At 64.8% G+C, this 24,823-nt stretch carries 22 protein-coding genes; 15 read left to right on the forward strand and 7 right to left on the reverse strand.

Features of this window, described 5'->3' with window-relative positions; genetic code table 11:
- The first annotated feature begins 111 nt into the window (after window positions 1–111).
- The 4 genes from ACEN98_RS03295 to ACEN98_RS03310 all read left to right on the forward strand — a co-directional run bounded on the left by ACEN98_RS03295 (window position 112) and on the right by ACEN98_RS03310 (window position 7,023).
- The gene (locus ACEN98_RS03295; protein WP_413381380.1) at window positions 112–2,193 is read left to right on the forward strand and encodes a molybdopterin-dependent oxidoreductase; all 2,082 of its coding nucleotides are present in this window, start codon (window positions 112–114) and stop codon (window positions 2,191–2,193) included.
- 9 nt (window positions 2,194–2,202) lie between these two features.
- Window positions 2,203–3,318 (forward strand): aminopeptidase, encoded by a 1,116-nt coding sequence (locus tag ACEN98_RS03300; protein ID WP_413338846.1) that lies wholly within the window; start codon window positions 2,203–2,205, stop codon window positions 3,316–3,318.
- A 163-nt stretch (window positions 3,319–3,481) separates the two neighbouring features.
- Window positions 3,482–5,164, forward strand: coding sequence for a long-chain-fatty-acid--CoA ligase (locus ACEN98_RS03305; RefSeq protein WP_413381382.1), 1,683 nt, complete (start codon window positions 3,482–3,484; stop codon window positions 5,162–5,164).
- A gap of 179 nt (window positions 5,165–5,343) precedes the next feature.
- Complete coding sequence (locus ACEN98_RS03310; RefSeq protein WP_413381384.1) at window positions 5,344–7,023, forward strand: long-chain-fatty-acid--CoA ligase; 1,680 nt, start codon at window positions 5,344–5,346, stop codon at window positions 7,021–7,023.
- Between the two features lie 156 nt (window positions 7,024–7,179).
- On the opposite strand, the gene ACEN98_RS03315 is transcribed toward ACEN98_RS03310, so the two are convergent.
- Together ACEN98_RS03315 and ACEN98_RS03320 are read right to left on the reverse strand one after the other, a co-directional pair.
- Window positions 7,180–8,757, reverse strand: a complete 1,578-nt coding sequence (locus ACEN98_RS03315; RefSeq protein ID WP_413381386.1) for an alkaline phosphatase D family protein — start codon at window positions 8,755–8,757, stop codon at window positions 7,180–7,182.
- A gap of 10 nt (window positions 8,758–8,767) precedes the next feature.
- Complete coding sequence (locus ACEN98_RS03320) at window positions 8,768–9,202, reverse strand: acyl-CoA thioesterase (RefSeq protein ID WP_056123699.1); 435 nt, start codon at window positions 9,200–9,202, stop codon at window positions 8,768–8,770.
- Between the two features lie 62 nt (window positions 9,203–9,264).
- On the opposite strand from ACEN98_RS03320, the gene ACEN98_RS03325 reads away from it, so the two are divergent.
- Window positions 9,265–11,112 carry an ABCB family ABC transporter ATP-binding protein/permease gene (locus ACEN98_RS03325; protein WP_413381389.1) on the forward strand — a complete coding sequence of 616 codons (1,848 nt, stop codon included), beginning with the start codon at window positions 9,265–9,267 and terminating at the stop codon, window positions 11,110–11,112.
- Between the two features lie 12 nt (window positions 11,113–11,124).
- Window positions 11,125–11,997, forward strand: a complete 873-nt coding sequence (locus tag ACEN98_RS03330) for a Kdo hydroxylase family protein (protein ID WP_413381391.1) — start codon at window positions 11,125–11,127, stop codon at window positions 11,995–11,997.
- A gap of 55 nt (window positions 11,998–12,052) precedes the next feature.
- Here the strand turns inward: ACEN98_RS03330 and ACEN98_RS03335 are convergent.
- The 3 genes from ACEN98_RS03335 to ACEN98_RS03345 all read right to left on the reverse strand — a co-directional run bounded on the left by ACEN98_RS03335 (window position 12,053) and on the right by ACEN98_RS03345 (window position 16,001).
- Window positions 12,053–13,422 (reverse strand): IS3 family transposase gene (locus tag ACEN98_RS03335; protein ID WP_413380687.1). Its coding sequence is split into 2 segments (ribosomal slippage): window positions 12,053–12,931 and window positions 12,934–13,422, totalling 1,368 coding nucleotides; the frame shifts between segments, so codons are not numbered across the junction.
- Window positions 13,423–13,578: 156 nt separating this feature from the next.
- Window positions 13,579–14,613, reverse strand: a complete 1,035-nt coding sequence (locus ACEN98_RS03340) for a type II asparaginase (RefSeq protein WP_413385943.1) — start codon at window positions 14,611–14,613, stop codon at window positions 13,579–13,581.
- A gap of 116 nt (window positions 14,614–14,729) precedes the next feature.
- On the reverse strand, window positions 14,730–16,001 hold the full coding sequence (locus tag ACEN98_RS03345; protein ID WP_056329705.1) for a dicarboxylate/amino acid:cation symporter: 1,272 nt from the start codon (window positions 15,999–16,001) through the stop codon (window positions 14,730–14,732).
- Between the two features lie 184 nt (window positions 16,002–16,185).
- Between ACEN98_RS03345 and ACEN98_RS03350 the strand changes: the two genes are divergently transcribed.
- Complete coding sequence (locus ACEN98_RS03350; RefSeq protein ID WP_413381393.1) at window positions 16,186–16,911, forward strand: amino acid ABC transporter ATP-binding protein; 726 nt, start codon at window positions 16,186–16,188, stop codon at window positions 16,909–16,911.
- Window positions 16,912–17,019: 108 nt separating this feature from the next.
- Here the strand turns inward: ACEN98_RS03350 and ACEN98_RS03355 are convergent, their stop codons facing one another.
- On the reverse strand, window positions 17,020–17,757 hold the full coding sequence (locus ACEN98_RS03355) for a sulfite exporter TauE/SafE family protein (RefSeq protein WP_413381395.1): 738 nt from the start codon (window positions 17,755–17,757) through the stop codon (window positions 17,020–17,022).
- A gap of 124 nt (window positions 17,758–17,881) precedes the next feature.
- Between ACEN98_RS03355 and pyrC the strand changes: the two genes are divergently transcribed.
- The 6 genes from pyrC (at window position 17,882) to ACEN98_RS03385 (ending at window position 22,560) form a co-directional block, all read left to right on the forward strand.
- Window positions 17,882–18,931, forward strand: a complete 1,050-nt coding sequence (pyrC, locus tag ACEN98_RS03360; protein ID WP_413381397.1) for a dihydroorotase — start codon at window positions 17,882–17,884, stop codon at window positions 18,929–18,931.
- A gap of 4 nt (window positions 18,932–18,935) precedes the next feature.
- Complete coding sequence (locus ACEN98_RS03365; protein WP_413381399.1) at window positions 18,936–19,751, forward strand: DUF3025 domain-containing protein; 816 nt, start codon at window positions 18,936–18,938, stop codon at window positions 19,749–19,751.
- Complete coding sequence (locus tag ACEN98_RS03370; protein WP_413381401.1) at window positions 19,741–20,760, forward strand: Gfo/Idh/MocA family protein; 1,020 nt, start codon at window positions 19,741–19,743, stop codon at window positions 20,758–20,760. The genes ACEN98_RS03365 and ACEN98_RS03370 overlap by 11 nt, the downstream gene beginning before the upstream one ends.
- A complete protein-coding gene (locus ACEN98_RS03375) occupies window positions 20,757–21,131 on the forward strand; it encodes a 50S ribosome-binding protein YggL (RefSeq protein WP_056123727.1) in 375 nt (124 codons plus the stop codon). Before ACEN98_RS03370 ends, ACEN98_RS03375 begins: the two co-directional genes overlap by 4 nt.
- A 141-nt stretch (window positions 21,132–21,272) precedes the next feature.
- Entirely contained in the window at window positions 21,273–21,671 is a 399-nt protein-coding gene (locus ACEN98_RS03380) for a hypothetical protein (RefSeq protein WP_413381403.1), read from the forward strand.
- A 412-nt stretch (window positions 21,672–22,083) separates the two neighbouring features.
- Window positions 22,084–22,560 carry a hypothetical protein gene (locus ACEN98_RS03385; protein WP_413381405.1) on the forward strand — a complete coding sequence of 159 codons (477 nt, stop codon included), beginning with the start codon at window positions 22,084–22,086 and terminating at the stop codon, window positions 22,558–22,560.
- A 43-nt stretch (window positions 22,561–22,603) separates the two neighbouring features.
- On the opposite strand, the gene ACEN98_RS03390 is transcribed toward ACEN98_RS03385, so the two are convergent.
- On the reverse strand, window positions 22,604–23,605 hold the full coding sequence (locus ACEN98_RS03390) for a GlxA family transcriptional regulator (RefSeq protein WP_413381407.1): 1,002 nt from the start codon (window positions 23,603–23,605) through the stop codon (window positions 22,604–22,606).
- Window positions 23,606–23,692: 87 nt separating this feature from the next.
- Here ACEN98_RS03390 and ACEN98_RS03395 point away from each other — a divergent pair, with 87 nt between their 5' ends.
- Window positions 23,693–24,373 (forward strand): DJ-1/PfpI family protein, encoded by a 681-nt coding sequence (locus tag ACEN98_RS03395; RefSeq protein WP_413381409.1) that lies wholly within the window; start codon window positions 23,693–23,695, stop codon window positions 24,371–24,373.
- A 124-nt stretch (window positions 24,374–24,497) separates the two neighbouring features.
- On the forward strand, window positions 24,498–24,758 hold the full coding sequence (locus tag ACEN98_RS03400; protein WP_160410841.1) for a hypothetical protein: 261 nt from the start codon (window positions 24,498–24,500) through the stop codon (window positions 24,756–24,758).
- Window positions 24,759–24,823: the final 65 nt, after the last annotated feature.

The following is a 24,823-nucleotide window of genomic DNA, read 5'->3' on the forward strand; positions in this document are numbered from 1 at the left end:
GCATGTTTTGAACTATTGTAGCCCTTCCATCATGTGGAAGGCCAGAGCCCCGACGGCTGCCACCGGAATCGTATAAAGTACTGGTTTATCGACGTTTTTCCGGATGAATCCATGACCAAGACCATCGTCCGCGGCGCCTGTCCGCATGACTGCCCCGATACCTGCGCGTTGCTCGTGACCGTGGAGGACGGCGTGGCCACGGAGGTCAAGGGCGATCCGGATCATCCGACGACGGCCGGGGTGCTGTGCACGAAGGTCTCGCGCTACGTCGAACGCACGTACCACCCCGACCGCCTGCTGTACCCGATGCGCCGCGTGGGTAAAAAGGGCGAAGGCAGGTTCGAACGCATCACGTGGGAACAGGCGCTCGACGAGATCGCGAACCGCCTGCAACCCATTGCCGCGCGCGACCCGCAGGCGATCCTGCCGTACAGCTATTGCGGCACGATGGGCCTCGTGCAGGGCGAGGCGATGGCCATGCGTTTCTTCAACACGCTCGGTGCTTCCCTGCTCGACCGCACCGTGTGCGCGAACGCCGGTGCCACGGGCTACAAATACACGATCGGTGGTTCGATCGGCACGGATACCGAACAGTTCCAGGATGCGAAGCTGGTCTTGATCTGGGGCGGCAATCCCATCGCGTCGAACCTGCATTTGTGGACGCGTTTGCAGGAAGCCAAGCGCCGCGGCGCGAAGCTGATCGCCATCGATCCGTATCGCTCGCTGACCGTCGAGAAATGCCACCAGCACATCGCGCTGATGCCCGGCACGGACGCCGCGCTGGCGCTGGGCATGATGCACGTGCTGGTGAAGGACAACCTGCTCGACCACGACTACATCGAGAAGCACACGTTCGGCTTCGCGCAACTGAAGGACCGGGTGGCCGAATGGACGCCGGAGCGCACGGCTGCAACCTGCGGCATCACGGTGGAAGAAGTCGTCGACCTCGCGCGCGAGTACGGCCGCACGGCGCGCGCGGGCGAACCGGTCGCGATCCGCATGAACTACGGCCTGCAGCGCGTGCATGGCGGCGGCATGGCCGTGCGCAATATCGCGTGCCTGCCGGCGCTCGTGGGCGCGTGGCGCCACGCGGCGGGCGGCGTGCAGTTGTCGACGTCGGGCACGTTCCCGGCCAATAAAACCGTCCTGCAACGCCCGGACCTGTTGCGCGGCAAGCTTCCGCGCACGATTAACATGAACACGATCGGCGCCGACCTGCAGCGCGACGCGTCGCCGGATTTCGGCCCGAAGATCGAAGCGGTCATCGTGTACAACTCGAACCCGCTCGCGATCGCGCCGGATTCGGCGCAGGTGCAGCGCGGCTTCGAGCGCGAAGATCTCTTTACGGTGGTGCTGGAACACTTCCAGACCGACACCGCCGACTACGCGGACATCCTGCTGCCGGCCACCACGCAGCTGGAACACGTCGACGCGCACCTCGCGTATGGCCATTTGTACATGATGGCGAATAATGCGGCGATTGCGCCATTGGGCGAATCGAAGCCGAACACGGAAATCTTCCGCCTGATCGCGAAGCGCATGGGCATGAACGACCCGATCTTCGACGAGACGGACGACGAACTGGCCGCGCAAGCGTTCGACAGGAAACACGAACGCGCCGTGCACTTCGACTGGTCGTCGCTGAAGCGCACGGGCTGGCAAAAGCTGAACATGCCGGCCGCGCCGTTCGCCGAAGGCGGCTTTCCGACGCCGTCCGGCAAGTGCGAGTTTTATTCGAGCTCGATGCTGGCCGATGGCCTCGACCCGCTGCCGACCCATATCCCGAACTACGAATCGGTCGCCTCCAACCCCGAACTGGCTGAGAAATATCCGTTGGCGATGATTTCTCCGCCGGCCCGGAACTTCCTCAACTCAACCTTTGTCAATGTCCAGAGCCTCCGCACAACGGAAGGTGAACCGCACCTGGACATCCATCCCCTTGATGCCGCCTCCCGGGGCATCGTCGACAAGGAGATGGTACGCATCTTCAACGACCGGGGCGCGTTCGTCGCGCGCGCCCGGGTCACCGCCAAAGCGCGGGCCGGCCTCGTCGTCGGCCTGTCGATCTGGTGGAAGAAGCTCGCCAGCGACGGCAAGAACGCCAACGAAGTCACCAGTCAGCGCCTGACCGACATGGGCCGGGCGCCCACCTTTTACGACACGCTGGTGCAGGTTGAAAAGGCCGCACCATGATCTGGAAATATGAAACTCACACGGATTACCCCGTGGCTCCGCCCCGTGCTTATTGCAGGCACGGCAGCGGGGCTGCTGGCCAGCTGCTCGACGCTGAATTACTACACCCAGGCCGCCCAAGGGCAGCTTGAACTCCTGTCGGACGCCCGTCCGATCGATGACTGGATCGCCGACCCCGGCACCAGTACCAAACTGCGCCATCGCCTCGAGACGGCGCGCCAGATCCGCCGCTTCGCAGTTGCCGAAATGGCTTTACCCGACAACAACAGTTATAAAAACTACGCGGCGCTGAAGCGGCAATACGTGTTGTGGAACGTCGTCGCGACGCCCGAGCTGTCGCTGCGGCCCCTGCAATGGTGCTTCCCCGTCGCCGGGTGCGTGAACTACCGCGGCTATTACAACAAGGAAGCGGCCGAGTCGTACGCGAAGGAATTGCGCGACGCCGGTGACGACGTCGAGGTCGGCGGCGTGGCCGCGTATTCGACCCTGGGCTGGTTCAGCGATCCGCTGATCTCCACGTTCATCAATTACCCGGACGGCGAACTGGCGCGCATGATTTTCCACGAGCTGGCGCACCAGATCGTGTACGTGCAGGGCGATTCGCAATTCAACGAAGCGTTCGCGTCGACGGTGGAAGAGGTCGGCGTCGAGCGCTGGATGGAGCGCTTCGGCAACCAGCAGATGCGCGACGCCTATGCGCGCTACCGGAGCCGCAAGAAGGATTTCCTCGGTTTGCTGATGAAGTACCGCAAGGCGCTCGAGCAGAATTACGCGCTCGTCGACCGCAGCGATGCGCAGAAGCGGGCCGTCAAGGCGCGTTTGTTCCAGGAGTTGAAGGACGAATACCAGGTCCTGAAGGGCAATTGGGGCGGGTATGCAGGGTATGATCGGTTCTTCGAGCAGCCGTTGTCGAACGCCCACCTGGCATCGATCGCGACCTACGAGGATTTCGTGCCGGCGTTCCGCGCGCTATTGCAACGCGAGGGCAGCTTCCCGAAATTCTATAACGCCGTCAAAAAACTGGCCGACATGGACCGTTCCGACCGCCACCGCGTGCTGAACGCCCTGGTGCCGCCGCTCGTGACGGCACCGTTGATGGTGCAGCGCAGCGAAACGCGACCGTAGCCATTTACGTCAAACGTCGATAGAGTCGTTGTTCGAAAAGCGCAAAAGTGCTTGCGTCCGCGGGCGCTGCCCGATAGCATCTTGCTTAATAATATCAGCACGACCGTGCGATTTTTTTTGGGCCGCGCTCAGAACGATAACGATACTGGAGACAGAGGCACCGATGGACAAGATTTGGCTCAAGGCTTACCCGCCCGGCGTGCCGGCGGAAATCGATCCCGACCAGTATGGTTCGCTGGTGCAAATGCTGGAGGAATCGTTCCGCAAGTATGCGGCGAACGACGCGTACGTCTGCATGGACAAGTTCCTCACCTACGGGGAACTGGACAACATGTCGAAGCGCCTGGCGGCCTGGCTGCAGAGCCGCGGCATGAAGCCGGGCGCGCGCGTGGCGGTCATGATGCCGAACGTGCTGCAATACCCGGTGGCGCTGGCCGCGATCCTGCGCGCGGGCTATACGGTCGTCAACGTCAATCCGCTGTACACGCCGCGCGAGCTGGAACACCAGCTGAAGGATTCGGGCAGCGAAGCCATCATCGTGCTCGAGAACTTCGCGCACACGGTCGAGCAGGTACTGAGTAAAACGCTGGTGCGCCACGTCGTCGTGGCCAGCATGGGCGAGCTGCTGGGCGGTGCCAAGGGCATGCTCGTCAACTTCGTCGTCCGCAACGTCAAGAAGATGGTGCCGGACTTTACGATCCCGCACATGGTGCGCTTCAAGGACGCGCTGGCGCAGGGCGCGAAGATGCCGTTCCAGGCGGCGCAGCTGAAGAGCGGCGACGTCGCCTTTTTGCAGTACACGGGCGGCACGACGGGCGTGTCGAAGGGCGCGACGCTCACGCACCGCAACGTCATCGCCAACATCCTGCAGACGGAGGCGTGGTCGAAGCCGGCGATGAGCCAGCCGCCGCTCGTCGAATTCCCCACCATCGTGTGCGCGCTGCCGCTGTACCACATCTTCGCGCTGACGGCGTGCGCGCTGTGGGGCATGCGCGTGGGCGCGCTGAACATCCTGATCCCGAACCCGCGCGACATCCCGGGGTTCATCAAGGAGCTCAAGAAGTACCGCATCAACATGCTGCCTGCGGTGAACACCTTGTATAACGCGCTGGTGAACCACCCCGATTTCAAGGACGTCGATTTCAGCGCGCTGAAGGTCTCCAACGGCGGCGGCATGGCCGTGCAGCAGGCTGTCAACGACAAGTGGAAGTCGCTCACGGGCACCAACATCATCGAAGGCTACGGCCTCTCGGAGACGTCGCCCGTGGCCACGTGCAACCGCTGCGACGTGCCCGGCTTCACCGGCACGATCGGCCTGCCGGTGCCGTCGACGGACATCGCCATCGTCGACGACGACGGCCGTCCGCTGCCGGTGGGCAGCATCGGCGAGATCGCGATCCGCGGTCCGCAGGTGATGGCCGGTTACTGGAACCGTCCGGACGAGACGGCGAAGGTCATGACGGCGGACGGCTTCTTCAAGTCGGGCGACGTCGGCATCATGGACGACAACGGCTACGTGAAGATCGTCGACCGCAAGAAGGACATGATCCTCGTGTCGGGCTTCAACGTGTATCCGAACGAACTGGAAGCGGTGATCGCGGCGCATCCGGGCGTGCTGGAATGCGCGGTGGTCGGCGTGCCGGACGAGCATTCCGGCGAGGCCGTGAAGGTGTTCGTCGTGCGCAAGGATGCGAGCCTGACGGCCGAGCAGCTGATGGACTACTGCAGGCGCGAGCTCACCGGCTACAAGAAGCCCAAGTACATCGAATTCCGCACCGAGCTGCCAAAGACGAACGTCGGCAAGATCCTGCGCCGCGCGCTGCGCGAGGAAAAGCAGGCGGCGTAACGGATGTGACGACAAGCGCATGAGACGTCATCCCCGCGGAGGCGGGGATCCAATTTTGCATGCAACGCGATGACGCGAGCAGAAATTGGGCCCCTGCCTTCGCAGCGGCGACGGGCCGCCGTTCGGCGGCTTTTTTTGCGCATACGATTTATATGATTGAGAACTAGCGAGGCAATGACATGGACAAATTCTGGCTGAAGTCGTACGAGGCGGGCGTGCCTGCGGAAATCGACTGGACGCAGTACCGCTCCCTCACGCACCTGCTGGAGGATTCCTTCCGCAAGTACGCCAACCGCAACGCCTTTGCGTGCATGGGCAAGTCCATGTCGTTCGCGGAGCTGGACAAGCTGTCCGGCGCGATGGCCGCGTGGCTGCAGCAGAAGGGTCTGGCGCCGGGCGCGCGCGTGGCGATCATGCTGCCGAACGTGCTGCAGTATCCGGTGGCGATGGCCGCCATCCTGCGCGCCGGCTACACCATCGTCAACGTCAACCCGCTGTACACGGCGCGCGAATTGCAGCACCAGCTGAACGATTCGGACGCGGAAGCCATCGTCGTGCTGGAGAACTTCGCGCACACCGTCGCCGAAGTCGCGCACAACACGAAGCTCAGGCACGTCATCGTCGCGACCATGGGCGACCTGCTCGGCGTGAAGGGCCTGCTCGTCAACTTCGTCGTCCGCACCGTCAAGAAGATGGTGCCGGCGTGGTCGCTGCCGTCCGCCGTGCCGTTCAAGCGCATGCTGGCCGAAGGCGCGCGCCTGTCCCGCAAGCCGGTCGAGTGCGGCCATGAAGACGTCGCCTTCCTGCAGTACACGGGCGGCACGACGGGCGTGTCGAAGGGCGCGGTGCTGAAGCATAAGAATGTGATCGCCAACGTGCTGCAGAACGAAGCCTGGTTCGCGCCGACGCTGGCCAAGATCCCGGCCGGCGAGACGCCGATCTTCGTGTGCGCGCTGCCGCTATACCACATCTATGCGCTGACCGTGTGCGCCCTGATGGGCCTGCGCGCGGGCGGCACGAACCTCCTGATCCCGAACCCGCGCGACATCGGCGGCTTCATCAAGGAGCTCAAGAAATACCGCATGCACGTCTTCCCGGCCGTGAACACGCTGTACAACGGCCTGCTGAACCATCCGGAGTTCGCGAGCCTGGATTTCTCGGGCCTGAAGGTGTGCCCGGGCGGCGGCATGGCCGTGCAGAAGGCCGTGGCCGACAAATGGCTCGCGGTGACGGGCGCGCCGATCGTCGAAGGCTACGGCCTGTCGGAGACGTCGCCGGTGGTTGCCGCCAACCGCTGCGACATCACCGAATTCACGGGCACCATCGGCTTCGCGCTGCCCTCGACGGAGCTGCGCATCATCGACGAATCCGACAACGAAGTCCCGTTCGGCACGGCCGGCGAGATCGCCGTGCGCGGCCCGCAGGTGATGGCCGGTTACTGGCAGCGTCCGGACGAGACGGCGAAGGTCATGACGCGCGACGGCTTCTTCAAGACCGGCGACATCGGGGTGATGAACGCCAGCGGCGCCGTCAAGATCGTCGACCGCAAGAAGGACATGATCCTCGTTTCCGGCTTCAACGTGTACCCGAACGAAGTGGAAGACGTCGTCGCCGCGCACCCGGGCGTGCTGGAAGTGGCGTGCGTCGGCGTGCCGGACCAGCATTCCGGCGAGGCCGTCAAGCTGTACGTCGTCAAGAAGGACAAGACGCTGACCAAGGACGACCTGCTGGCCTTCTGCAAGGAACAGCTGACGGGCTACAAGCGGCCGAAATACGTCGAGTTCCGCGACAGCCTGCCCAAGACGAACGTCGGCAAGATCCTGCGGCGCGAGCTGCGGGATGAAAAGCAGACTGCCTAACCGTCGTCCCCGCGGAGGCGGGGACCCATGCTGAGCATCAGTAATCGCGATACCTGAAGCGCCGCAGCATTTCTAACGTTGCGACGCCGGCGCCTCAGCTTGGATTCCCGCCTGCGCGGGAATGACGGTTTTTAATGCAGCGGCAAGAAACACGTTCTAGACCGCCGTGATCTCCACCCCAGGCTTCCCATCCTCGACCCGAAAGGCCGCCAGCTCCCGCTGGACGGTCTTCGGATCGCGCACCTCGTCCAGCCCGATGAAATGCGTGCGCGTCTCGCCGGGGGTAATCTCCATCAGCATGTACCCCCGCTTGTCGCTGCGCCCGTACCGGACGTGCGGGTTCATCGCCACGTATTGCGACGTGCGCAGCTGCGGGCGCGAATTCGACGTGACCGACGTGCCGACGAATTCCGTCGCCACGACCGGGTTTGCCTTCGATACGGGCCGGTTGAAATCGCGCCGCAGCTCCGTCGCGTAGAACGTGTGCACGTCGCCGCCCAGCACGAGCGGGTTCGCGGCGCGCGTGTCCACGAGCGTGTCGAGCAGGCGCCGGCGCGCGACCGGGTAGCCGTCCCACCCGTCCGTCCAGAAGCGGCCGCCGTCGACACTCCCAACCGGGATCTGCGACGACTGCGCCATCATCGTCTGCTGCGCGAGGACGTTCCAGCGCGCCTTCGACGACGCCAGCCCCGCCTTCAGCCACGCTTCCTGCTCCGCCCCCAGCATCGTGCGGCGCGGGTCGAGCAGGGCGGGGCAGGCGCGCGGCGTCACGGAATTCGAGCCGCCGATGCCCGGATGCGAGCACGCTTCCCACGCGCGGTACTGGCGGTCGTCGAGCACGTGGAAGCGCGCGAGGCGCCCCCAGTCGTAGCGCTGGAACATGCGCACGCTCGCGAAGCTGCGTGGCGGCGGCAGGCGCAGCGGCATGTGCTCGTAAAAGGCCTGGTAGGCGGCCGCGCGGCGTTGCACGAAGGTCGGCGACAGGCGCTCGTCGCGGTCCGCCGCGTAGTCGTTCGCGACTTCGTGGTCGTCCCACGTGACGATCCACGGCGCGATCAGGTGCGCGGCCTGCAGGTCCGGGTCGGTCTTGTATTGCGCGTAGCGGCGGCGGTAGTCGGCCAGCGTGAACGACTCGTCCTGGCGCACGATCCGCACGCCCGGCGCCGGATGCTGCAGGCGGTACGCGCCCCATTCGTAGATGTAATCGCCGAGGAAGGCGACGAGGTCCGGGTTCGCCTGCGCGAGGTAGCGGTGCGCCGCATAGCTGCCGAACTCCCAGTGCTGGCACGACGCGACGGCGAGTTTCAGGCTGTCCGGCATGCTGTCCGGCGCCGGCGCCGTGCGCGTGCGGCCGACGGGGCTGACGGCGTCGCCCAGCATGAAGCGGTACCAGTACCAGCGCCCCGGTTCCAGGCCGCGCACGTCCACGCGCACGCTGTGCGCCAGCTCCGGCGCCGCGACGGCGGTGCCCCGCGCGGCGATCTTGCGGAACGCGCCGTCGTGCGCCACTTCCCAGCGCAAGCCGAGGGCGAGCGGCGGCGTCCTGGTCGCGTCGAGCGGATCGGGCGCGACGCGCGTCCACAGGATCACGGAATCGGGCAGGGGCGAGCCCGACGCGACGCCAAGGCTGAACGGATAGCCGGCCGCGTTCGACGGTTTGGCGAGCAGCAGCGACGACGATGCCGCTGCGAGCCGCGCGGCGTTCAGCAGGAACAGACGGCGCGGCCAGGTCATCGGGAGGCGATTACTGCGCGATCAGCGATTCGAGCGGCGGCAACTGGCGCGGCTTGCGGTCCGGGCCCGTGGCGACATAGGTCAGCGTCGCTTCCGTCACCTTGACGACGTCGGTCTGCAGGCGGTTGCGCTCCGCATAGACCTCGACGTAGACGGTGATCGACGTATTGCCGACCTTGACGATGTCGGCGTAGAACGACAGCAGGTCGCCGACGAACACGGGATTCTTGAACACGAAGGAATTCACGGCGATGGTGGCAACGCGGCCGTTTGCGCGGCGCACGGCCGGCAGCGAGCCGGCCACGTCGACCTGCGCCATGATCCAGCCGCCGAACACGTCCCCGTAGACGTTCGCATCGGACGGGGCGGGCATCATCCGCAGCACGGGCATCTTTCCTTCAGGCAGGCGGGTAATGGACGGGGTGGTATTTTCGGGCTGGGTCATCTTGAATTTTCGGTAGAAGCTACAATCGTCTTGAATTGAACCATAAATCGACAAGCCCTGCCATGCGACGCTCTTCTCCGAACTCCCTGCCGCCCGCGGTCGACCCGAACGCGAAACGGAACGACTGGGCCACGATCGCCACCTTGCTGCCCTATCTGTGGGTGTACAAATGGCGCGTGCTGGCCGCACTCATCTGCCTCGTCGGCGCCAAGATGGCCAACGTCGGCGTGCCGCTCGTGCTGAAAAAGCTCATCGATGCGCTGACGATCAGCCCGACGAATCCGCACGCGCTGCTCGTGCTGCCGCTCGGCGCGCTGGTCGCGTACGGCGCGCTGCGCTTTTCGACGACGCTGTTCACCGAACTGCGCGAATTTTTATTCGCGCGCGTGACGCAGCGCGCCGTGCGCACGATCGCGCTGAAAGTGTTCCGGCACTTGCACGCGCTGTCGCTGCGCTTCCACCTGAACCGCCAGACGGGCGGCATGACGCGCGACATCGAGCGCGGCACGCGCGGCGTCAGCTCGCTCGTGTCGTATTCGCTGTTCTCGATCCTGCCGACGCTCGTCGAGATCACGCTGGTGCTGGGCTACCTCGGCACGCATTACGACGCCTGGTTCGCGGGCATCACCGCGATCGCGCTGGTCACTTACATTACGTTCACCGTCACCGTGACGGAATGGCGCACGCACTTCCGCCGCACGATGAACGAGCTGGATTCGAAGGCGAACACGAAGGCGATCGACTCGCTGATCAACTACGAGACGGTCAAGTACTTCGGCAACGAGGACTACGAGGCCAGGCGCTACGACGAAGGCCTGCAGAAGTACGAGCAGGCCGCCGTGCGTTCGCAGACGTCGCTGTCGTTCCTGAACACGGGCCAGTCGCTGATCATCGCGGCGGCCGTCACGGCGATCCTGTGGCGCGCGACGCAGGGCGTGATCGACAAGACGATGACCCTGGGTGACCTCGTGCTCGTGAACTCCTTCATGATCCAGCTGTACATCCCGCTCAACTTCCTCGGCGTGATCTACCGCGAGATCAAGCAGAGCCTCGCGGACATGGAGCGCCTGTTCGGACTCCTCGAGCAGAACCGCGAAGTGGCGGATTCACCGGACGCCAGGCCGCTCGCGACGCACGGGGCAAGAGTGGAATTCTCGCATGTGGAATTCAGCTATGACCCGAACCGCCAGATCCTGTTCGACGTCGACTTCACGATCCCGCCCGGCACCACGACGGCCGTGGTGGGCCACAGCGGCTCGGGCAAGTCGACGCTGTCCCGCCTGCTGTTCCGTTTCTACGACGTGCAGCAAGGGGCCATACGCATCGACGACCAGGACGTGCGCAACGTGACGCAGGATTCGCTGCGCCACGCGATCGGCATCGTCCCGCAGGACACGGTGCTGTTCAACGACACCATCGAATACAACATCGCCTACGGTCGTCCGGGCGCGAGCCGCGCGGACATCGTGGCGGCGGCGCGCGCGGCGTCGATCCACGACTTCATCGAAACCCTGCCGGATGGCTATGCGACAATGGTGGGCGAACGCGGCCTCAAACTGTCGGGCGGCGAGAAGCAGCGGGTCGCCATCGCGCGCACCCTGCTGAAGAATCCCGCGATCCTGATCTTCGACGAAGCCACGTCGGCGCTCGATTCGAAGTCGGAGCAGGCGATCCAGGCGCAGCTGAAGGAAATCGCGAAGCAGAGAACGACGCTCGTCATCGCGCACCGCCTGTCGACCATCGCGGACGCCCACCAGATCCTCGTGCTCGACCACGGCCGCATCGTCGAACGGGGCACGCATGCCGCGCTGATCGCGGCGGACGGCCTGTACCGGCAGATGTGGGACCGCCAGCAGGCAAGGCAGGACGAGGATCTGGCATCACCGCCGGTCGAAGTGGTACAAGATTAAGGATTGAACAGGATGGAAAAACAGATCGTCGAGATCGACATGGCCGACGTCGGCCACGGCAACCCGGCCTGGATCGCCGCGCTGGAAGCGGGCAAGGTGCTGTACTTCCCCAACTTCGCGCAGCACGGCTTCGCGCCGCAGAAGGAAGAGCTGGCGCTGTTCCGCGAAGACATCCGCGACCCCAAGATCCGCAACATCAGCCTGTCCACGAGCGGCGACCTGAAAGGCGTCGTCGGCGACGATGCGACGAAGGCGCTGATGGCCGGGATGATCGGCCGCTTCCGCGCCGAGGCCGAGGGCCTGCTCGCGAACCTGGTGCCGCGCTACGGCGAGTACCTGCGTCGCGGCGCGACGAGCTTCCGGCCGTCCGTCGTGCAGAACCGCGTGCAATCGTGGCGCGCCGACGACCGCCGCATGCACGTCGACGCCTTCCCGTCGCGCCCGAACTACGGCGAGCGCCTGCTGCGCGTATTCACCAACGTGAACCTGGAAGGCGAACCGCGCGTGTGGCGCGTGGGCGAACCGTTCGAGGACGTGGCGCGCCGCTTCCTGCCGAAGGTGAAGCCGTATTCGGCATGGCAGGCGAAGGTGCTGAATGCGCTGCACGTGACGAAGTCGCTGCGCAGCGAATACGACCACATCATGCTGCAGCTGCACGACGCGATGAAGTCGGACCTCGATTACCAGAAGAACGCGCCGCAGGTCACCTTCAACTTCCCGCCGGGCTGCGCGTGGGTGTGCTTCTCGGACCAGACCTCGCACGCCGTGATGGCGGGGCAGTACATGATGGAGCACACGCTGCAGCTGTCGCCCATGCACCAGTACGACAAGGAGGCGAGTCCGCTGGCGATCCTGACCAGGATGCAGGGACACGCACTGGTTTGACGATGAAAAACGGCCGCAATCTGAACTGACCCCGTAAAGTTGGACGGTTAGTTTGCTAGGCAGCCAAGGCCTGAGTTCTGTATTGCACAGGACTGAGGCCTTTTAGTTTGAGTTTGATACGGTCGTGATTGTAATAATGGATGTACTCAACCAGGCCATCCCGTAACGCATCGACGCTGTCGAATTTGTTCAGGTAGAAGAACTCTGACTTGAGCACCCCGAAGAAGCTTTCCATGGCCGCGTTGTCATGGCAGTTGCCTTTGCGCGACATGCTCTGCACGAGTTCCCGCTCCCGAAGCTGATGCTGGTAAGCCGGCATCCGATACTGCCATCCCTGGTCGCTGTGAAGCAGTGGCTTCTCATGAGGCTGCAGCTTGGCCAAGGCTTTCTTGAGCATTGAGCTCACCATGTCGAAGACGGGACGCTTGTTCATTTCGAAGGAAATGATTTCGCCGTTGTACAGGTCCAGCACGGGCGAGAGGTACAGCTTCTCGCCGGCGACGTTGAACTCGGTCACGTCCGTCACCCACTTCCGATTGGCGGCATCAGCCTTGAATTGGCGTTGCAGTTCATTGGGCGCAGCTTGCCCCACTTCGCCCGTGAACGAGCGGTACTTCTTCGGTCGCACGAGCGATTTCAGCCCCAGTAATCCCATCAAACGCTGGACGAGCTTATGGTTGACTGGACTGCCTGACTGGCGAATCGCGGCGGTAACGCGTCGGTAGCCATAACGTCCCTTGTGGCGTTCGAAGACAGCTTTGATTGTCTCTTTCAGCTTCCCGTACTTGTCCTCCTGTCGCAGCAAACCCTGCTGATAATAGAAGGTGCTGCGCGGGAGCTGCGCCAGCTTGAGCAAACTGGCGATCGGGAACTGCTGCCTTAGTTCTTGCACTACTTGCGCTTTTTGCGCGGCGCTTGCTTTGGCCGGGCTTGAACTAAGGCCTGCAATTTTTTTACGTAAGCTAGCTCCATACGCAGTTGATTTACCTCGGCCAGCAAATCCTCGCGGCTGCGCTTGTCGTCATCCGGAGCCTGATCCGGCTTACTTGTGTCTGACGCCGTCATCGGCCTGGGTCTTCCTCTACGGCGTGGTTTCAACGCCTCGATGCCGCCCTCCTGGTACGCACGCTCCCACATGCTAACCATCGCATAACTGCGAATATCGAATTTGGCGGCAGTTTGATTAATCGAGAGCCGATTGTCCCACATGTGCTGCAACACAGACAGCTTGTACTCAGCGCTGTATCCGCTGGACTTCTTGCGCAAACCTGCCCCGCCGTGGAGCTGGTAGGCCGCGACCCACCGCTGCAAAATGACATGGCTACTTAACCCGTGCCGTCTTCCGATCGCACGGTAGCCTTCAGATGTGTCCGCTAGATAGTCTTGGACAACGGCGAGTTTGAACTGCTCGCTGTACTTGGCCATGAAAAAACCCCAAAAGTTGGTGTCCAACTTTTGGGGTTCAGTTCAAATCGCGGCCGTTTTCGATGATGCATGCGTTTCGTGGGCACGGGGTGCCCACCCTACGGTAGTGCGTACATCGTAGGGTGGGCTCCCCGAGCCCACGCGGAAGCCACCAACTCAATACGTGTAGAACATCCGCTGAATCTCCTTGGTGCTGTTGGTCTTCGTGAGCGCCAGCATCAGCAGGATGCGCGCCTTCTGCGGATTCAAGGTATCGGCCACGACGAAGTCCAGCTGGTCGTCATTCGCTTCGCCATTGCGCGCCACGATGCCCTGGCCCACGCGGCTCGCGCGCACGATGATCACGCCTTTTTCGCGTGCGGCCGACAGCGCCGGGCGCACCTTGTTCGGCAGGCTGCCATCACCGACACCCGCGTGGATCAGGCCCTTGGCGCCGGCGGCGACCAGCGCGTTGACGGCGGTCGGGCCCACGTTCGCGTAGGTGTAGGCAATGTCGACCTGCGGCAGGGCCGACAGGTTGCTCACGTCGAATTCCGTGTCGACCGTGTGCTTGCGGGTCGAGGCGCGGTAGAAGTGCGCCTTGTTGCCCACCACGTAGCCCAGCAGGCCCAGTTCCGTCGCCTTGAACGTGTCGGTGGTCGTCGTGTTGGTCTTGCTGACGTCGCGCGCGGCGTTGATCTGGTCGTTCAGCACGACGAGCACGCCCTTGCCGACGGCGTCCGGGCTGCCGGCCGTCAGTACGGCGTTGTACAGGTTGATCGGGCCGTCGGCCGAGATCGCGGTCGACGGACGCATCGCGCCCACCACCACGACCGGCTTCCTGCTCTTCACGACGAGGTCGAGGAAGTAGGCGGTTTCCTCGATCGTGTCGGTGCCGTGCGTGATGACGATGCCGTCCACGTCCGGCTTGGCCAGCAGCGTGTTGACGCGCTTCGCCAGCGTGAGCCAGTGCTCGTTGCTCATGTTTTCGCTGGCGATCTGGAACACCTGTTCGCCGGTCACGTTGGCGACCTGCTTCAGTTCCGGGACGGCCTTGATCAGGTCATCGACGCCGACCTTGGCGGCCGTGTAGCCGACCGTGGTCGTGCTGGTGGCGCCCGTGCCGGCGATGGTGCCGCCGGTCGCGAGGATCACGATGTTGGGCAGGCGGGCCGTCGTCTGGGCTTGGGCGGATGCGGCCAGCAGCGTCATGAGGCACAGTGCGAACCACGTGCGTACAATTTTTAAGAACATCAGATCTCCTTTTTTAACAATTTTTGGAAGGCAAAAAAAAGGCTCCTTGGGAGGAGCCTGGTTCGGGGTGCCGGTCAGCGCAACGGCGCTGTGGCGATGTCCTTGTCGGCGAGCGCGGGATCGGTGAGATCCCCCTCCCACTTCGCGACGACCGCGGTGGCGATGCCGTTGCCGATCACGTTCGTGGCCGAGCGGCCCATGTCGAGGAAGTGGTCGATACCGAGCAGCAGCAGCAGGCCGGCTTCGGGAATATGAAACTGGTTCAGCGTGGCGGCGATGACGACGAGCGACGCGCGCGGCACGCCGGCCATGCCTTTCGACGTCAGCATCAGCACGAGCATCATGGTCATTTGCGTGGACAGCGCCAGCTCGATGCCGTAGGCCTGGGCGATGAAGACGGAGGCGAAGGTGCAATACATCATCGAGCCGTCCAGGTTGAACGAGTAACCGATCGGCAGCACGAACGCGGCCAGGCGGTTCTTGACGCCGAAGCGCTCCAGGCCTTCCAGCGTCTTCGGATACGCCGCTTCCGACGACGCGCAGGTGAACGCGAGGATGGTCGGCTCGCGCAGCAGGCCGAGGAGCTTGAACAGGCGCGGGCCGACGAACAGCATGCCGATCGCGATCAGGATGCACCACAGCAGCGCGATGCCGAGGTAGAACTCGCCCATGAACTTGCCGTAGGTGCCGAGCACGCCGACACCGCTCGTGGCGACGACGCCGGCGACGGCCGCGAACACGGCGAACGGCGCGAAGTTCATCACATAGCCCGTCACTTTCAGCATCACGTGCGCGGCGCCGTCGATGGCGGCGATCATCGGCGCGGCGCGATCGCCGATGGCGGCGGCGCCGGTGCCGAAGAAGATCGAGAAGATCACGATCTGCAGGATCTCGTTCCTGGCCATGCCGTCGAAGATCGACGTCGGCACGAGGTGGGTGATGAAGTCCTTCAGCGTGAGGCCGGAAGCGGTGATGCCCGACGACGCGCCGGCCGCCGGCAGGGTGCCGGACAACGCCATCGCGTCGCCCGGGCGGAACAGGTTCACGAGGATGAGACCCAGCGTGAGCGACAGGAGGGAAGCGATGATGAACCAGCCCAGCGCCTTGATGCCGATGCGGCCGACTTCCGCGGCGTCGCCCATCTTGGCGATGCCCACTACCAGCGTGGAGAACACGAGCGGAGCGATGATCATCTTGATCAGGCGGAGGAACAACGTGGTGACCAGCGACATCGTGTCGGCGAAGCCTTTGGGATCGGCGAGATTCGTGTGCGCGATGTAGCCGGCGGCGATGCCGAGCGCCAGGCCCACGAGGATCCAGGTGGTGAGGCGGTTTCTTTTGTTCATAAGCTTCCTCTAGGGTGGCGGATGGCGGAGCAGGGGAGATCGTCCGTCCTGTTCCGCTGCCGTGGCACAATCTCGTGCAAGATCAGGGAGTTGCCGGGTGCCTGGTGCTGCGATATTGACAAGTTCCGGCAGTATCCTAGGCGTTGATGGTACTGTCAAGCAAACCCAAATCCGACGAAAACAAATGATAGAAATCGACAACGTCAGCAAGTGGTACGGCCCTGTCCAGGTTCTGCGCGACTGCACGACACGCGTCGCGCGCGGCGACGTGGTGGTCGTGTGCGGGCCGTCCGGTTCCGGCAAGTCGACGCTCATCAAGACCGTCAACGGCCTCGAACCCTTCCAGCAGGGGACGATCAGGGTGGACGGCACGTCCGTCGGCGACCCGGCCACGCGCCTGCCGGCGCTGCGCGCGCGCATCGGCATGGTGTTCCAGAATTTCGAGCTGTTCCCGCACCTGTCCGTCCGCGACAACCTGACGCTCGCGCAGGTCAAGGTACTCGATCGGTCGCGCGACGAGGCGGCGGCCAACGGTTTGACATACCTGGACCGCGTGGGCCTGCTGGCGCACCAGGACAAATTCCCGGCCCAGCTCTCGGGCGGCCAGCAACAGCGCGTGGCGATCGCGCGGGCGCTCGCGATGGACCCCGTCGCGATGCTGTTCGACGAGCCCACGTCCGCGCTCGATCCGGAAATGGTGGGCGAAGTGCTGGACGTGATGACTGGCCTGGCGCAGGAGGGCATGACGATGATGGTCGTGACGCACGAGATGGGATTTGCGCGCCGCGTCGCGGACCGTGTCGTGTTCATGGACGAGGGGCGGATCGTCGAGGACAGCGCCGGGGAGGCGTTCTTCGAGGCGCCGCAGTCGGCGCGGGCGCGGGAGTTCCTGGCCCGGATCATCCACTAGCCCAAAACCGTCGCCCCCGCGCAGGCGGGGGCCCGATTTCTCATGCAGCCCGGCAGCGCGACGAACCTGGATTCCCGCCAAGGGGGCGCCTAGCCCGGGGATGACGAATCACAGGTTCCGTAGCACTAAATTCACTCCACCGGTGATCAGCACCACCCACACCGCCTGCTTGATCCGCTCCGCCGGCAGCCACTGGTGCAACCGGTTGCCGACATACAGCCCGCCGAGCGCGAACGGCAGCAGCACGATGGCCAGCAGCGGCAGCGCCGGCTGGTTGTACAGGCCCGCGCCTGTAAACAGCACGAGGCGCGAGATGGCGCTGAAGAACAGCACGCCGCTGAGGGTGGCGCGCAAGGCCAGCTTGTCGTCCAGGCGGCTCGTGAGGAAGATCGTGTAGAACGGTCCGCCGGTGCCGAACAGCGCCGTGAAGATGCCGCCCACGACGCCGAACGGCACTGCCCACGCGGGCGCAAACGGCGGCAGCTTGCGGCGCGCGAACAGGCTCCAGGCCGAATAGCCCAGGATGAACAGGCCGAGCACGACCAGCAAGGTGCGCTCGGGCGCACGCACGAGCGCGAGCACGCCGACGGCCATCCCGACCGCCATGAACGGGATGAGGCGCAGCGCTTCGCGCTTGTCGATGTGGCGGCGGTTCTTCACGCCCAGCAACACATTCGAGACAAAGTCGAAGATGAGCATCAGCGGCACCGCCATGCGCAGCGGCATGAACAGCACGAGCAGCGGCATCGCCGTCACGGACGAGCCGAACCCGGTCAGCCCCAGCACCGTGTAACCGAACACGATGATGAGCGCCAGCTGGGCGAGCGTGAGCAGATCGAACGTCATGCCACGATTTTAGCCCTAACGGGTGATTTCATTCTGTATTGCAATGTATCGTGCGTAGCAAACAACGCGTGCCGGCAACTTGACCTCCTAGTAAAATGTCGGGGTTCGCAATCCGAGAGCCGCCATGTCCATCATCGAATCCCCCGACACCCTCACCATCACCCGCCCCGACGACTGGCACCTGCACCTGCGCGACGGCGCGGCCATGGCCAGCGTGCTGCCGCACAGCGCGCGCCAGTTCGCCCGCGCCATCGTTATGCCGAACCTGAAGCCGCCCGTCACGACGGCCGCGCTGGCTGCCGAATACCGCGCGCGCATCCTCGCCGCGCTGCCGCAAGGCATGAGCTTCGAGCCGCTGATGACGTTGTATCTGACTGACAACACGGAACCGGACGAGATCCGCCGCGCGCGCGACACCGGCTTCATCCACGGTGTGAAACTGTACCCGGCCGGCGCCACGACGAATTCCGCCGCCGGCGTGACCGACCTGCGCAAGTGCTATAAAACGCTGGAAGTGATGCAGGAACTGGACATGCCGCTGCTGACGCACGGCGAAGTCACGGACCAGCACATCGACCTGTTCGACCGCGAAGCCGTGTTCATCGAGCGCGTGATGCGTCCGCTGCGCCGCGACTTCCCGGAACTGCCGATCGTGTTCGAGCACATCACGACGAAGGACGCGGCCGAGTACGTGGCCGAGGCCGAAGGCCCGATCGCCGCGACGATCACGGCGCACCACCTGCTGTACAACCGCAACGAGATCTTCAAGGGCGGCATCCGCCCGCATTACTACTGCCTGCCCGTGCTGAAGCGCGAGGAACACCGCCTGGCGCTGGTGACGGCGGCGACGAGCGGCGACGAGCGCTTCTTCCTCGGCACCGACTCCGCGCCGCACGCCATCCACACGAAGGAAGCCAGCTGCGGCTGCGCCGGCTGCTACACCGCCCTGCACGCGATGGAACTGTACGCCACCGCCTTCGAACAGGCCGGCGCGCTGGATAAACTGGAAGCGTTCGCGAGCCTGAACGGCCCGGCCTTCTACGGCCTGCCGGTGAACGAGGGTACGATCACCCTGAAGCGCGAGGCGTGGAGCCTGCCGGCGACGGTGCCGATGGGCGAGCAGGAACTCGTCCCGCTGAACGCGGGCGAACAGATCGGCTGGAAGATGCTGTAACGGGATGTTCCCCGAGATCGACTGGGCGCGGCCGTGGTACGACACGGTGCGTCCCGCCTTCGACAGTCTGTCCGCCGGGCCGTTCATCGATGGTTTCAACGCGAACGCGGCGCGGCTCGGCCTCGTCAACGTGGACGGCCAGCCGATCCGCTTCGTGCCCCAGGCCGACCTGCCGGAGGGCGTGGCGTACGAAGCCTTCATCGGCGCCACGGGGTGCGTGCCCACGCGCGCGAACCTGCACGATTTTTTCAACGGCCTCGTGTGGCAGACCTTTCCACGCATCAAGCGGGAACTGAACGCGCTGCAGGCCGCGCAGATCGCGCAGGCGGGCGTCGGCAAATCGCGCGGACCGGCGCGCGACGCCGCCACCATTTTTGATGAGAATGCCGCGCTGCTCGTCGTGCGCGACGATGCTGCCGGCCACGCGCTCGTCGCCGACCTGCGTGCGCATCGATGGCGCTCGGCCCTGTTCGACAAGCGCGACTTGTTCGGACGCGATGCCGAACTGTGGCTGTTCGGCCACGCGCTGATGGAAAAGCTCGTCGCGCCGCGCAAGGCGATCACGGCCCATGTGCGCGTCGTGTTCGCCTGCGACGATTTTTTTGCGCTCGACCGCGAGGGACGCCGCGACTGGATCGATGGCGCGGTGTCCAAGGCGATAGCGGCCGAGGGCCTGTCCACGGCCGGCTTCACCCCGCTGCCCGTGCTGGGCGTGCCGGGCTGGTGGCCGGACCAGGACGAAGCCTTTTATCTCGACCACACCGTGTTCCGGCCCAAAAGGCCGGCCAGCACCACCGAAGGAGGACACCATGACCGATAAGGTACGTTGGGGCATCCTTGGCACGGGCAAGATTGCCAAGGCCTTTGCCTCCGCATTGAAAGACACGCCAGACGCGCGGCTCGCCGGCGTCGGCTCGCGCAACCTGGCCAGCGCCGAATGGTTCACCCGCGAGTTCGGCGGCACGGCGTACGCATCGTACGAAGACCTCGTGCATGCGCCCGACGTGGACCTCGTCTACGTCGGCACGCCGCACCCCATGCATTACGAGAACGTGCGTTTGGCACTGGAAGCCGGCAAGGGCGTCCTGTGCGAAAAGGCGTTCACGGTGAATCGCCGGCAGGCCGAGGAACTCGTGCAACTCGCGCGCGAGAAAAACCTGTTCCTGATGGAGGCGATGTGGACGCGCTTCCTGCCCGCGCTGGCCGAGGTGCGCCGCATCGTCGACTCGGGCGAGATCGGCACCGTGCGCCAGGTGAACGCGGACCTCGGCTTCAAGGCCGAATTCGGCCCGGAACACCGTTTGTTCAACCCGGTGCTGGGCGGCGGCGCGCTGCTCGACCTGGGCATCTATCCGCTGTCGATCGCCGTGGCGCTGCTGGGTCCCGTGGACACCGTGCTGGCCCATGCCGACATCGGCCCGACCGGTGTCGACGAGCAGACGGGCATCCTGCTGCGCCACAGCGGCGGCGGCATGTCCGTGTGCAGCTGCTCGCTGCGGGCGCGCCTGCCGAGCGAGCTGACGATTGCCGGCGAACGTGGCCACGTCCGCATGAACACGATGTTCTACCGCACACAGACGGTGACGGTGGTGCGCGCCGACGGCATCGCGCGCACCGTGCCCACGCCGTACATCGGCAACGGCTACGTGCACGAAGTGATCGAGGCGCAGCGCTGCTGGCGCGCGGGCCTGATTGAGAGTCCCGGCATGACGCATGCGGACACGCTGGCGCTGATGGGCGTGATGGACGAGATCCGGCGCCAGATCGGCCTGACCTATGACGCCGATTCGACACAGATGAGCGGCACACCACCCAAGGAGAATGCATGAAACGCGACCCTCGTTCGACCAGCCGCATGCGGCGCCTGAAGCCGCGCCAGCGCAAGAAGCTGCGCGTCGGCGAATTCCAGGAACACTGCTTCGACGTCGAACTCGTCTTCCACAACCCGATGCGCGGCGAGCCGTATCACGACTTCATCAACGACTTCTTCGGCGCGCTGGAAGAACGGGGCCTGCTGGGCGGCGGCTTCGGCGGACGCGAGCCGTTCAGCGAGACGGAAGGCGTCATTGCCCGCATCGAGCGCGGCTCGCCGTCGGAAGAAGACCGCGAAGCCGTGATCGCGTGGCTGCGTGCGCGGCCGGAAGTCGTCGACGCGCGCGCCAAGGACTTCAAGGATGCGTGGCACGGTTACGGCTTTTAATACGGTCGAGTTGTAAGGATCTGTCAGCGCGGTAACGGATTGTAAAGCCCGTCAACAGACGGGCGGGCCGCGCCGTTTTAGGGACAAGTGCAGCGCAAAACGACCTGCACCGCCCCCCAAAAACTCTGAGGACCCTTCATCATGAAAAAGACCATTGCTACCCTGATCGCCGGCCTGTTCGCAACCGCTGCTTTCGCCCAGGCGCCCGCGCCTGCCGCTACCACGCCGGCCGCGGCCAAGGTCGAAGCCAAGCAGGAGAAGCAGGCCGCCAAGGCTGAAGTGAAGGAAACGAAAGCCGTCGCGAAAGTCGACGTCAAGGAAGCCAAGAAGGAAGCCAAGGCCAACGTGAAGGAAGCCAAGCTTGATGCCAAAGCCGACGTCAAAGAGGCCAAGCTTGACGCCAAGGAAGTCAAGAACGAAGCCAAGGCCGACGTGAAGGAAGCGAAAGCCGATGCCAAGCATGCAAAGGCCGAGCACAAGGCTGAACTGAAGGCGGAAAAGGCTGAACACAAGGCAACGACCGTCGCCGCTGCCAAATAAGCGTTCTTTACGCCGTCACAAAGCCCGCGCGATGCGGGCTTTTTTGTTGTGCGCCCAGCATGGGCGCACTCTTGTGGGTGAAAGTCCCGCCGCAAGCTGACCACAGCGAGCGAAGTGAAGCGCAACTGCGTGAGGGCGACCGGGTCGGAAGCCGATGAAAGCGGGCCTGGTGCGCGGTTCGGCACTGCGACCTCAACTGTTCCAACCACCTGGTGCGGACCCGCATGGCGGGCCCCTATCCCGATATGGCAGGCGGCGCAGATAAGCAATAATCGTTGCACACCCTGTAAGCATCTGTCAGGCACGTAACCGATTGTAAAGTTCGTCAACACACGGACAGGCGGGCTCGTTGATGGGATAAGTCACACACAACGATGTGCACATTGACCGACAACCGAAAGGACCCTTCATCATGAAAAAAACCATCGTTACCCTGATCGCCGGCCTGTTCGCCACCGCAGCTTTCGCCCAGGCGCCTGCTCCCAAGCAAGCAGTGCTGGTCAACAACGCCGATGTGAAGGCAACGAAGACGGAGACGAAGGCAGCGCCGGCCGAAGCCAAGGCAGCGCAAGCCGACGTGAAGGAAGCGCACGCCGATGCGAAGACGGCAAAGACCCATGCCAAAGAAGCAAAAGCCAGCGCCAAGCATGCGAAAGCCAAGACGAAGCATGCCGTGAAAGAAGAAACGGCCGCCACGACGGCACCGGCCGATGCAGCGACTCCAGCCACCCCGGCCGCTCCGGCCGCCATGGGCAGCTCGGGTACCGCGGGCACGTCGGATTCCTCGGCGACCCCGGCTACGCCGGCCACTCCGGCCACCCCGGCTGATCCTGAAACGCCGGCGACCCCGGCACCGGAAGCCGCACCCGCCGCACCGGTCACCCAGTAACTCTACGAGCATCTTCACGAAGCCCGCGCGATGCGGGCTTTTTTTATTCCGCCCCCTGTTCCGCGTGCATCGCACGGAACAGCCCCGGACTCACGCCGAAGCGGCGCGCGAACGCCTTCGACAACTGGCCCGCCGTCGCGTAGCCCGCCTGCGCGGCCACCGTCTTCAGCGCCATCGACGTCTGCAGCAGCGTGCGCGCGTGGTCGAGGCGCAGCGTCTCGACGAAGCGCGCCGGCGTCTCGCCCAGCGCGTCCGTGAAGCGGCGGTGGAACGTGCGCGGCGACATGTCCGCGCGCGCCGCCAGGCTGGCCACGTCGAGTTCTTGGTCCAGGTGCGTGCGGATCCAGTCGACGAGGCCCGCGAACGGGCTGTCCGCCTTTTCCTGCGCCGCCAGCACGGTGCTGAACTGCGACTGGTAGCCGGGCCGGCGCGCATACAGCACGAGCCGGCGCGCGATGGCGTTGGCGACGGCGTCGCCCAGGTCGCGCGCGACGAGCGCCAGGCACATGTCGATGCCGGTGGTGACGCCGGCCGACGTCCACACGCGGCCGTCCTCCACGTACAGCGCATTCGCATCGACGTCGACGCCGGGATGCCTGCGCCCGAGGATGTCCGTCGCTTCCCAGTGCGTGGCGACGCGCTTGCCGTCCAGCAGGCCGCACGCGGCCAGCGCGAACGCGCCCGTGCACACGGACCCGTAGCGGCGCGCGCGGGCGCAGGCGCGCCGCAGCCACGCTTGCGCGGCCGGGTCCTGCGCGAGCGCCTGCAGGCCGCGCTTGCTGCCGCCGGCGACCAGCACCGTGTCCATCGCGCCCGGCTTCACGGCGGCCAGCGGCGTCGTCACGACCGCGAGGCCGCAGTTCGTGGTCACGTGGCCGCCCTGCGGCGACAGGATGTGGATGCGATAGAACGCGCGTCCCGTGAGGTGGACGGCGGCGTCGTTGGCCGCGCCGAACACGGCGGCGGGGCCGGTGACGTCGAGCACCTGGACGTCGTCGAAGGCGATCAGGGCAACCTGGCGCGCTTTGGAAGGCCTGGATGGCATGGCAGGAATCGACACAAGTTTGACATTGCTGCCAATGCTAGCGGGTTCCTAGAATGGCGTCACCATCCATCGACAACGGAGCCTGCCATGACTGACACCCTGCACATCGGATTCCTGCTGTTCCCGCGCGTGACCCAGCTCGACCTGACCGGTCCCGCCCAGATCCTGAGCCGCGTCCCCGGCGCCCGGGTACACCTCGTGTGGAAGACGCGCGATCCAGTGCCGACCGACGTCGGCTTCACCATCAACCCCACGACCACCTTCGCCGACTGCCCGCAGCTGGACGTGCTGTGCGTGCCGGGCGGCTTCGGCATCGAAGACCTGTTCGGCGATGCCGACACGCTGGCTTTCCTGCGCCGTCAGGGACAGCAGGCGCGCTATGTCACGTCCGTGTGCAACGGCTCGCTCGTGCTGGGCGCGGCCGGCCTGCTCGACGGCTACCGCTCCGCATGCCACTGGACCTGGTTGCCGTTCCTGACGCACTTCGGCGCCATACCCGTCGCGGAGCGGATCGTGCGCGACCGTAACCGGATCTCGGGCGGCGGCGTGACGGCGGGGATCGACTTCGGCCTCGCGCTGGCGGCCGAACTGGCCGGCGACGACGTCGCGCGCATGATCCAGCTGGCGCTCGAATACGACCCGCAGCCGCCGTTCGATGCGGGCTCGCCGCAGGGCGCCGGCGCCGAGCTCGTGGCGCGCTACCGCGAGATGGTGGCGCCGCGGCTGGCGCGGGTCGAGGCGGCGCTGGCGCAAACGGCTGGGCTGTAAGAGATTGTCAGGCGCGTAAGCATTTGTAAATCGCGTCAACAGGGGAGTGTTCCCGGCCGTTTTCAGGCACAAGCGACGCGCAAACGTGGTCGCAGAAACCCAAAACTACCAAGGACCCTTCATCATGAAAAAAATCGTCGCCACCCTGATCGCCGGCCTGTTCGCCACCGCTGCTTTCGCCCAGACCCCGGCTCCGGCCCAGACGACCACGCCGGATTCGGCCACGCCGCCGGCCGTCGCCAAGGCCGAGGCGACGCACGAGAAACAGGAAGCGAAGAAGACCACGAAGCACGTGAAGAAGGCCAAGCACGCGAAGAAGGCCGAGACCAAGGAAGCCGCGAAGGATGCGGCGGCCGATACGACGGCGCCTGCTGCGACGAAGTGATGCATGGTGGGCTCGGGGAGCCCACACTACGATCGGGATACGTAGGGTGGGCACCCCGTGCCCAC

Source organism: Massilia sp. CT11-137, from assembly GCF_047302885.1.
Taxonomy (GTDB): Bacteria; Pseudomonadota; Gammaproteobacteria; order Burkholderiales; family Burkholderiaceae_D; genus Telluria; species Telluria orientalis.

Coding starts and splice junctions, on each gene's coding strand:
- ACEN98_RS03295 (WP_413381380.1), top strand. CDS start 112: ATGACCAAGACCATCGTCCGCGGCGCCTGTCCGCATGACTGCCCCGAT.
- ACEN98_RS03300 (WP_413338846.1), top strand. CDS start 2,203: ATGAAACTCACACGGATTACCCCGTGGCTCCGCCCCGTGCTTATTGCA.
- ACEN98_RS03305 (WP_413381382.1), top strand. CDS start 3,482: ATGGACAAGATTTGGCTCAAGGCTTACCCGCCCGGCGTGCCGGCGGAA.
- ACEN98_RS03310 (WP_413381384.1), top strand. CDS start 5,344: ATGGACAAATTCTGGCTGAAGTCGTACGAGGCGGGCGTGCCTGCGGAA.
- ACEN98_RS03315 (WP_413381386.1), bottom strand. CDS start 8,757: ATGACCTGGCCGCGCCGTCTGTTCCTGCTGAACGCCGCGCGGCTCGCA.
- ACEN98_RS03320 (WP_056123699.1), bottom strand. CDS start 9,202: ATGACCCAGCCCGAAAATACCACCCCGTCCATTACCCGCCTGCCTGAA.
- ACEN98_RS03325 (WP_413381389.1), top strand. CDS start 9,265: ATGCGACGCTCTTCTCCGAACTCCCTGCCGCCCGCGGTCGACCCGAAC.
- ACEN98_RS03330 (WP_413381391.1), top strand. CDS start 11,125: ATGGAAAAACAGATCGTCGAGATCGACATGGCCGACGTCGGCCACGGC.
- ACEN98_RS03340 (WP_413385943.1), bottom strand. CDS start 14,613: ATGACGCTGCTGGCCGCATCCGCCCAAGCCCAGACGACGGCCCGCCTG.
- ACEN98_RS03345 (WP_056329705.1), bottom strand. CDS start 16,001: ATGAACAAAAGAAACCGCCTCACCACCTGGATCCTCGTGGGCCTGGCG.
- ACEN98_RS03350 (WP_413381393.1), top strand. CDS start 16,186: ATGATAGAAATCGACAACGTCAGCAAGTGGTACGGCCCTGTCCAGGTT.
- ACEN98_RS03355 (WP_413381395.1), bottom strand. CDS start 17,757: ATGACGTTCGATCTGCTCACGCTCGCCCAGCTGGCGCTCATCATCGTG.
- pyrC (WP_413381397.1), top strand. CDS start 17,882: ATGTCCATCATCGAATCCCCCGACACCCTCACCATCACCCGCCCCGAC.
- ACEN98_RS03365 (WP_413381399.1), top strand. CDS start 18,936: ATGTTCCCCGAGATCGACTGGGCGCGGCCGTGGTACGACACGGTGCGT.
- ACEN98_RS03370 (WP_413381401.1), top strand. CDS start 19,741: ATGACCGATAAGGTACGTTGGGGCATCCTTGGCACGGGCAAGATTGCC.
- ACEN98_RS03375 (WP_056123727.1), top strand. CDS start 20,757: ATGAAACGCGACCCTCGTTCGACCAGCCGCATGCGGCGCCTGAAGCCG.
- ACEN98_RS03380 (WP_413381403.1), top strand. CDS start 21,273: ATGAAAAAGACCATTGCTACCCTGATCGCCGGCCTGTTCGCAACCGCT.
- ACEN98_RS03385 (WP_413381405.1), top strand. CDS start 22,084: ATGAAAAAAACCATCGTTACCCTGATCGCCGGCCTGTTCGCCACCGCA.
- ACEN98_RS03390 (WP_413381407.1), bottom strand. CDS start 23,605: ATGCCATCCAGGCCTTCCAAAGCGCGCCAGGTTGCCCTGATCGCCTTC.
- ACEN98_RS03395 (WP_413381409.1), top strand. CDS start 23,693: ATGACTGACACCCTGCACATCGGATTCCTGCTGTTCCCGCGCGTGACC.
- ACEN98_RS03400 (WP_160410841.1), top strand. CDS start 24,498: ATGAAAAAAATCGTCGCCACCCTGATCGCCGGCCTGTTCGCCACCGCT.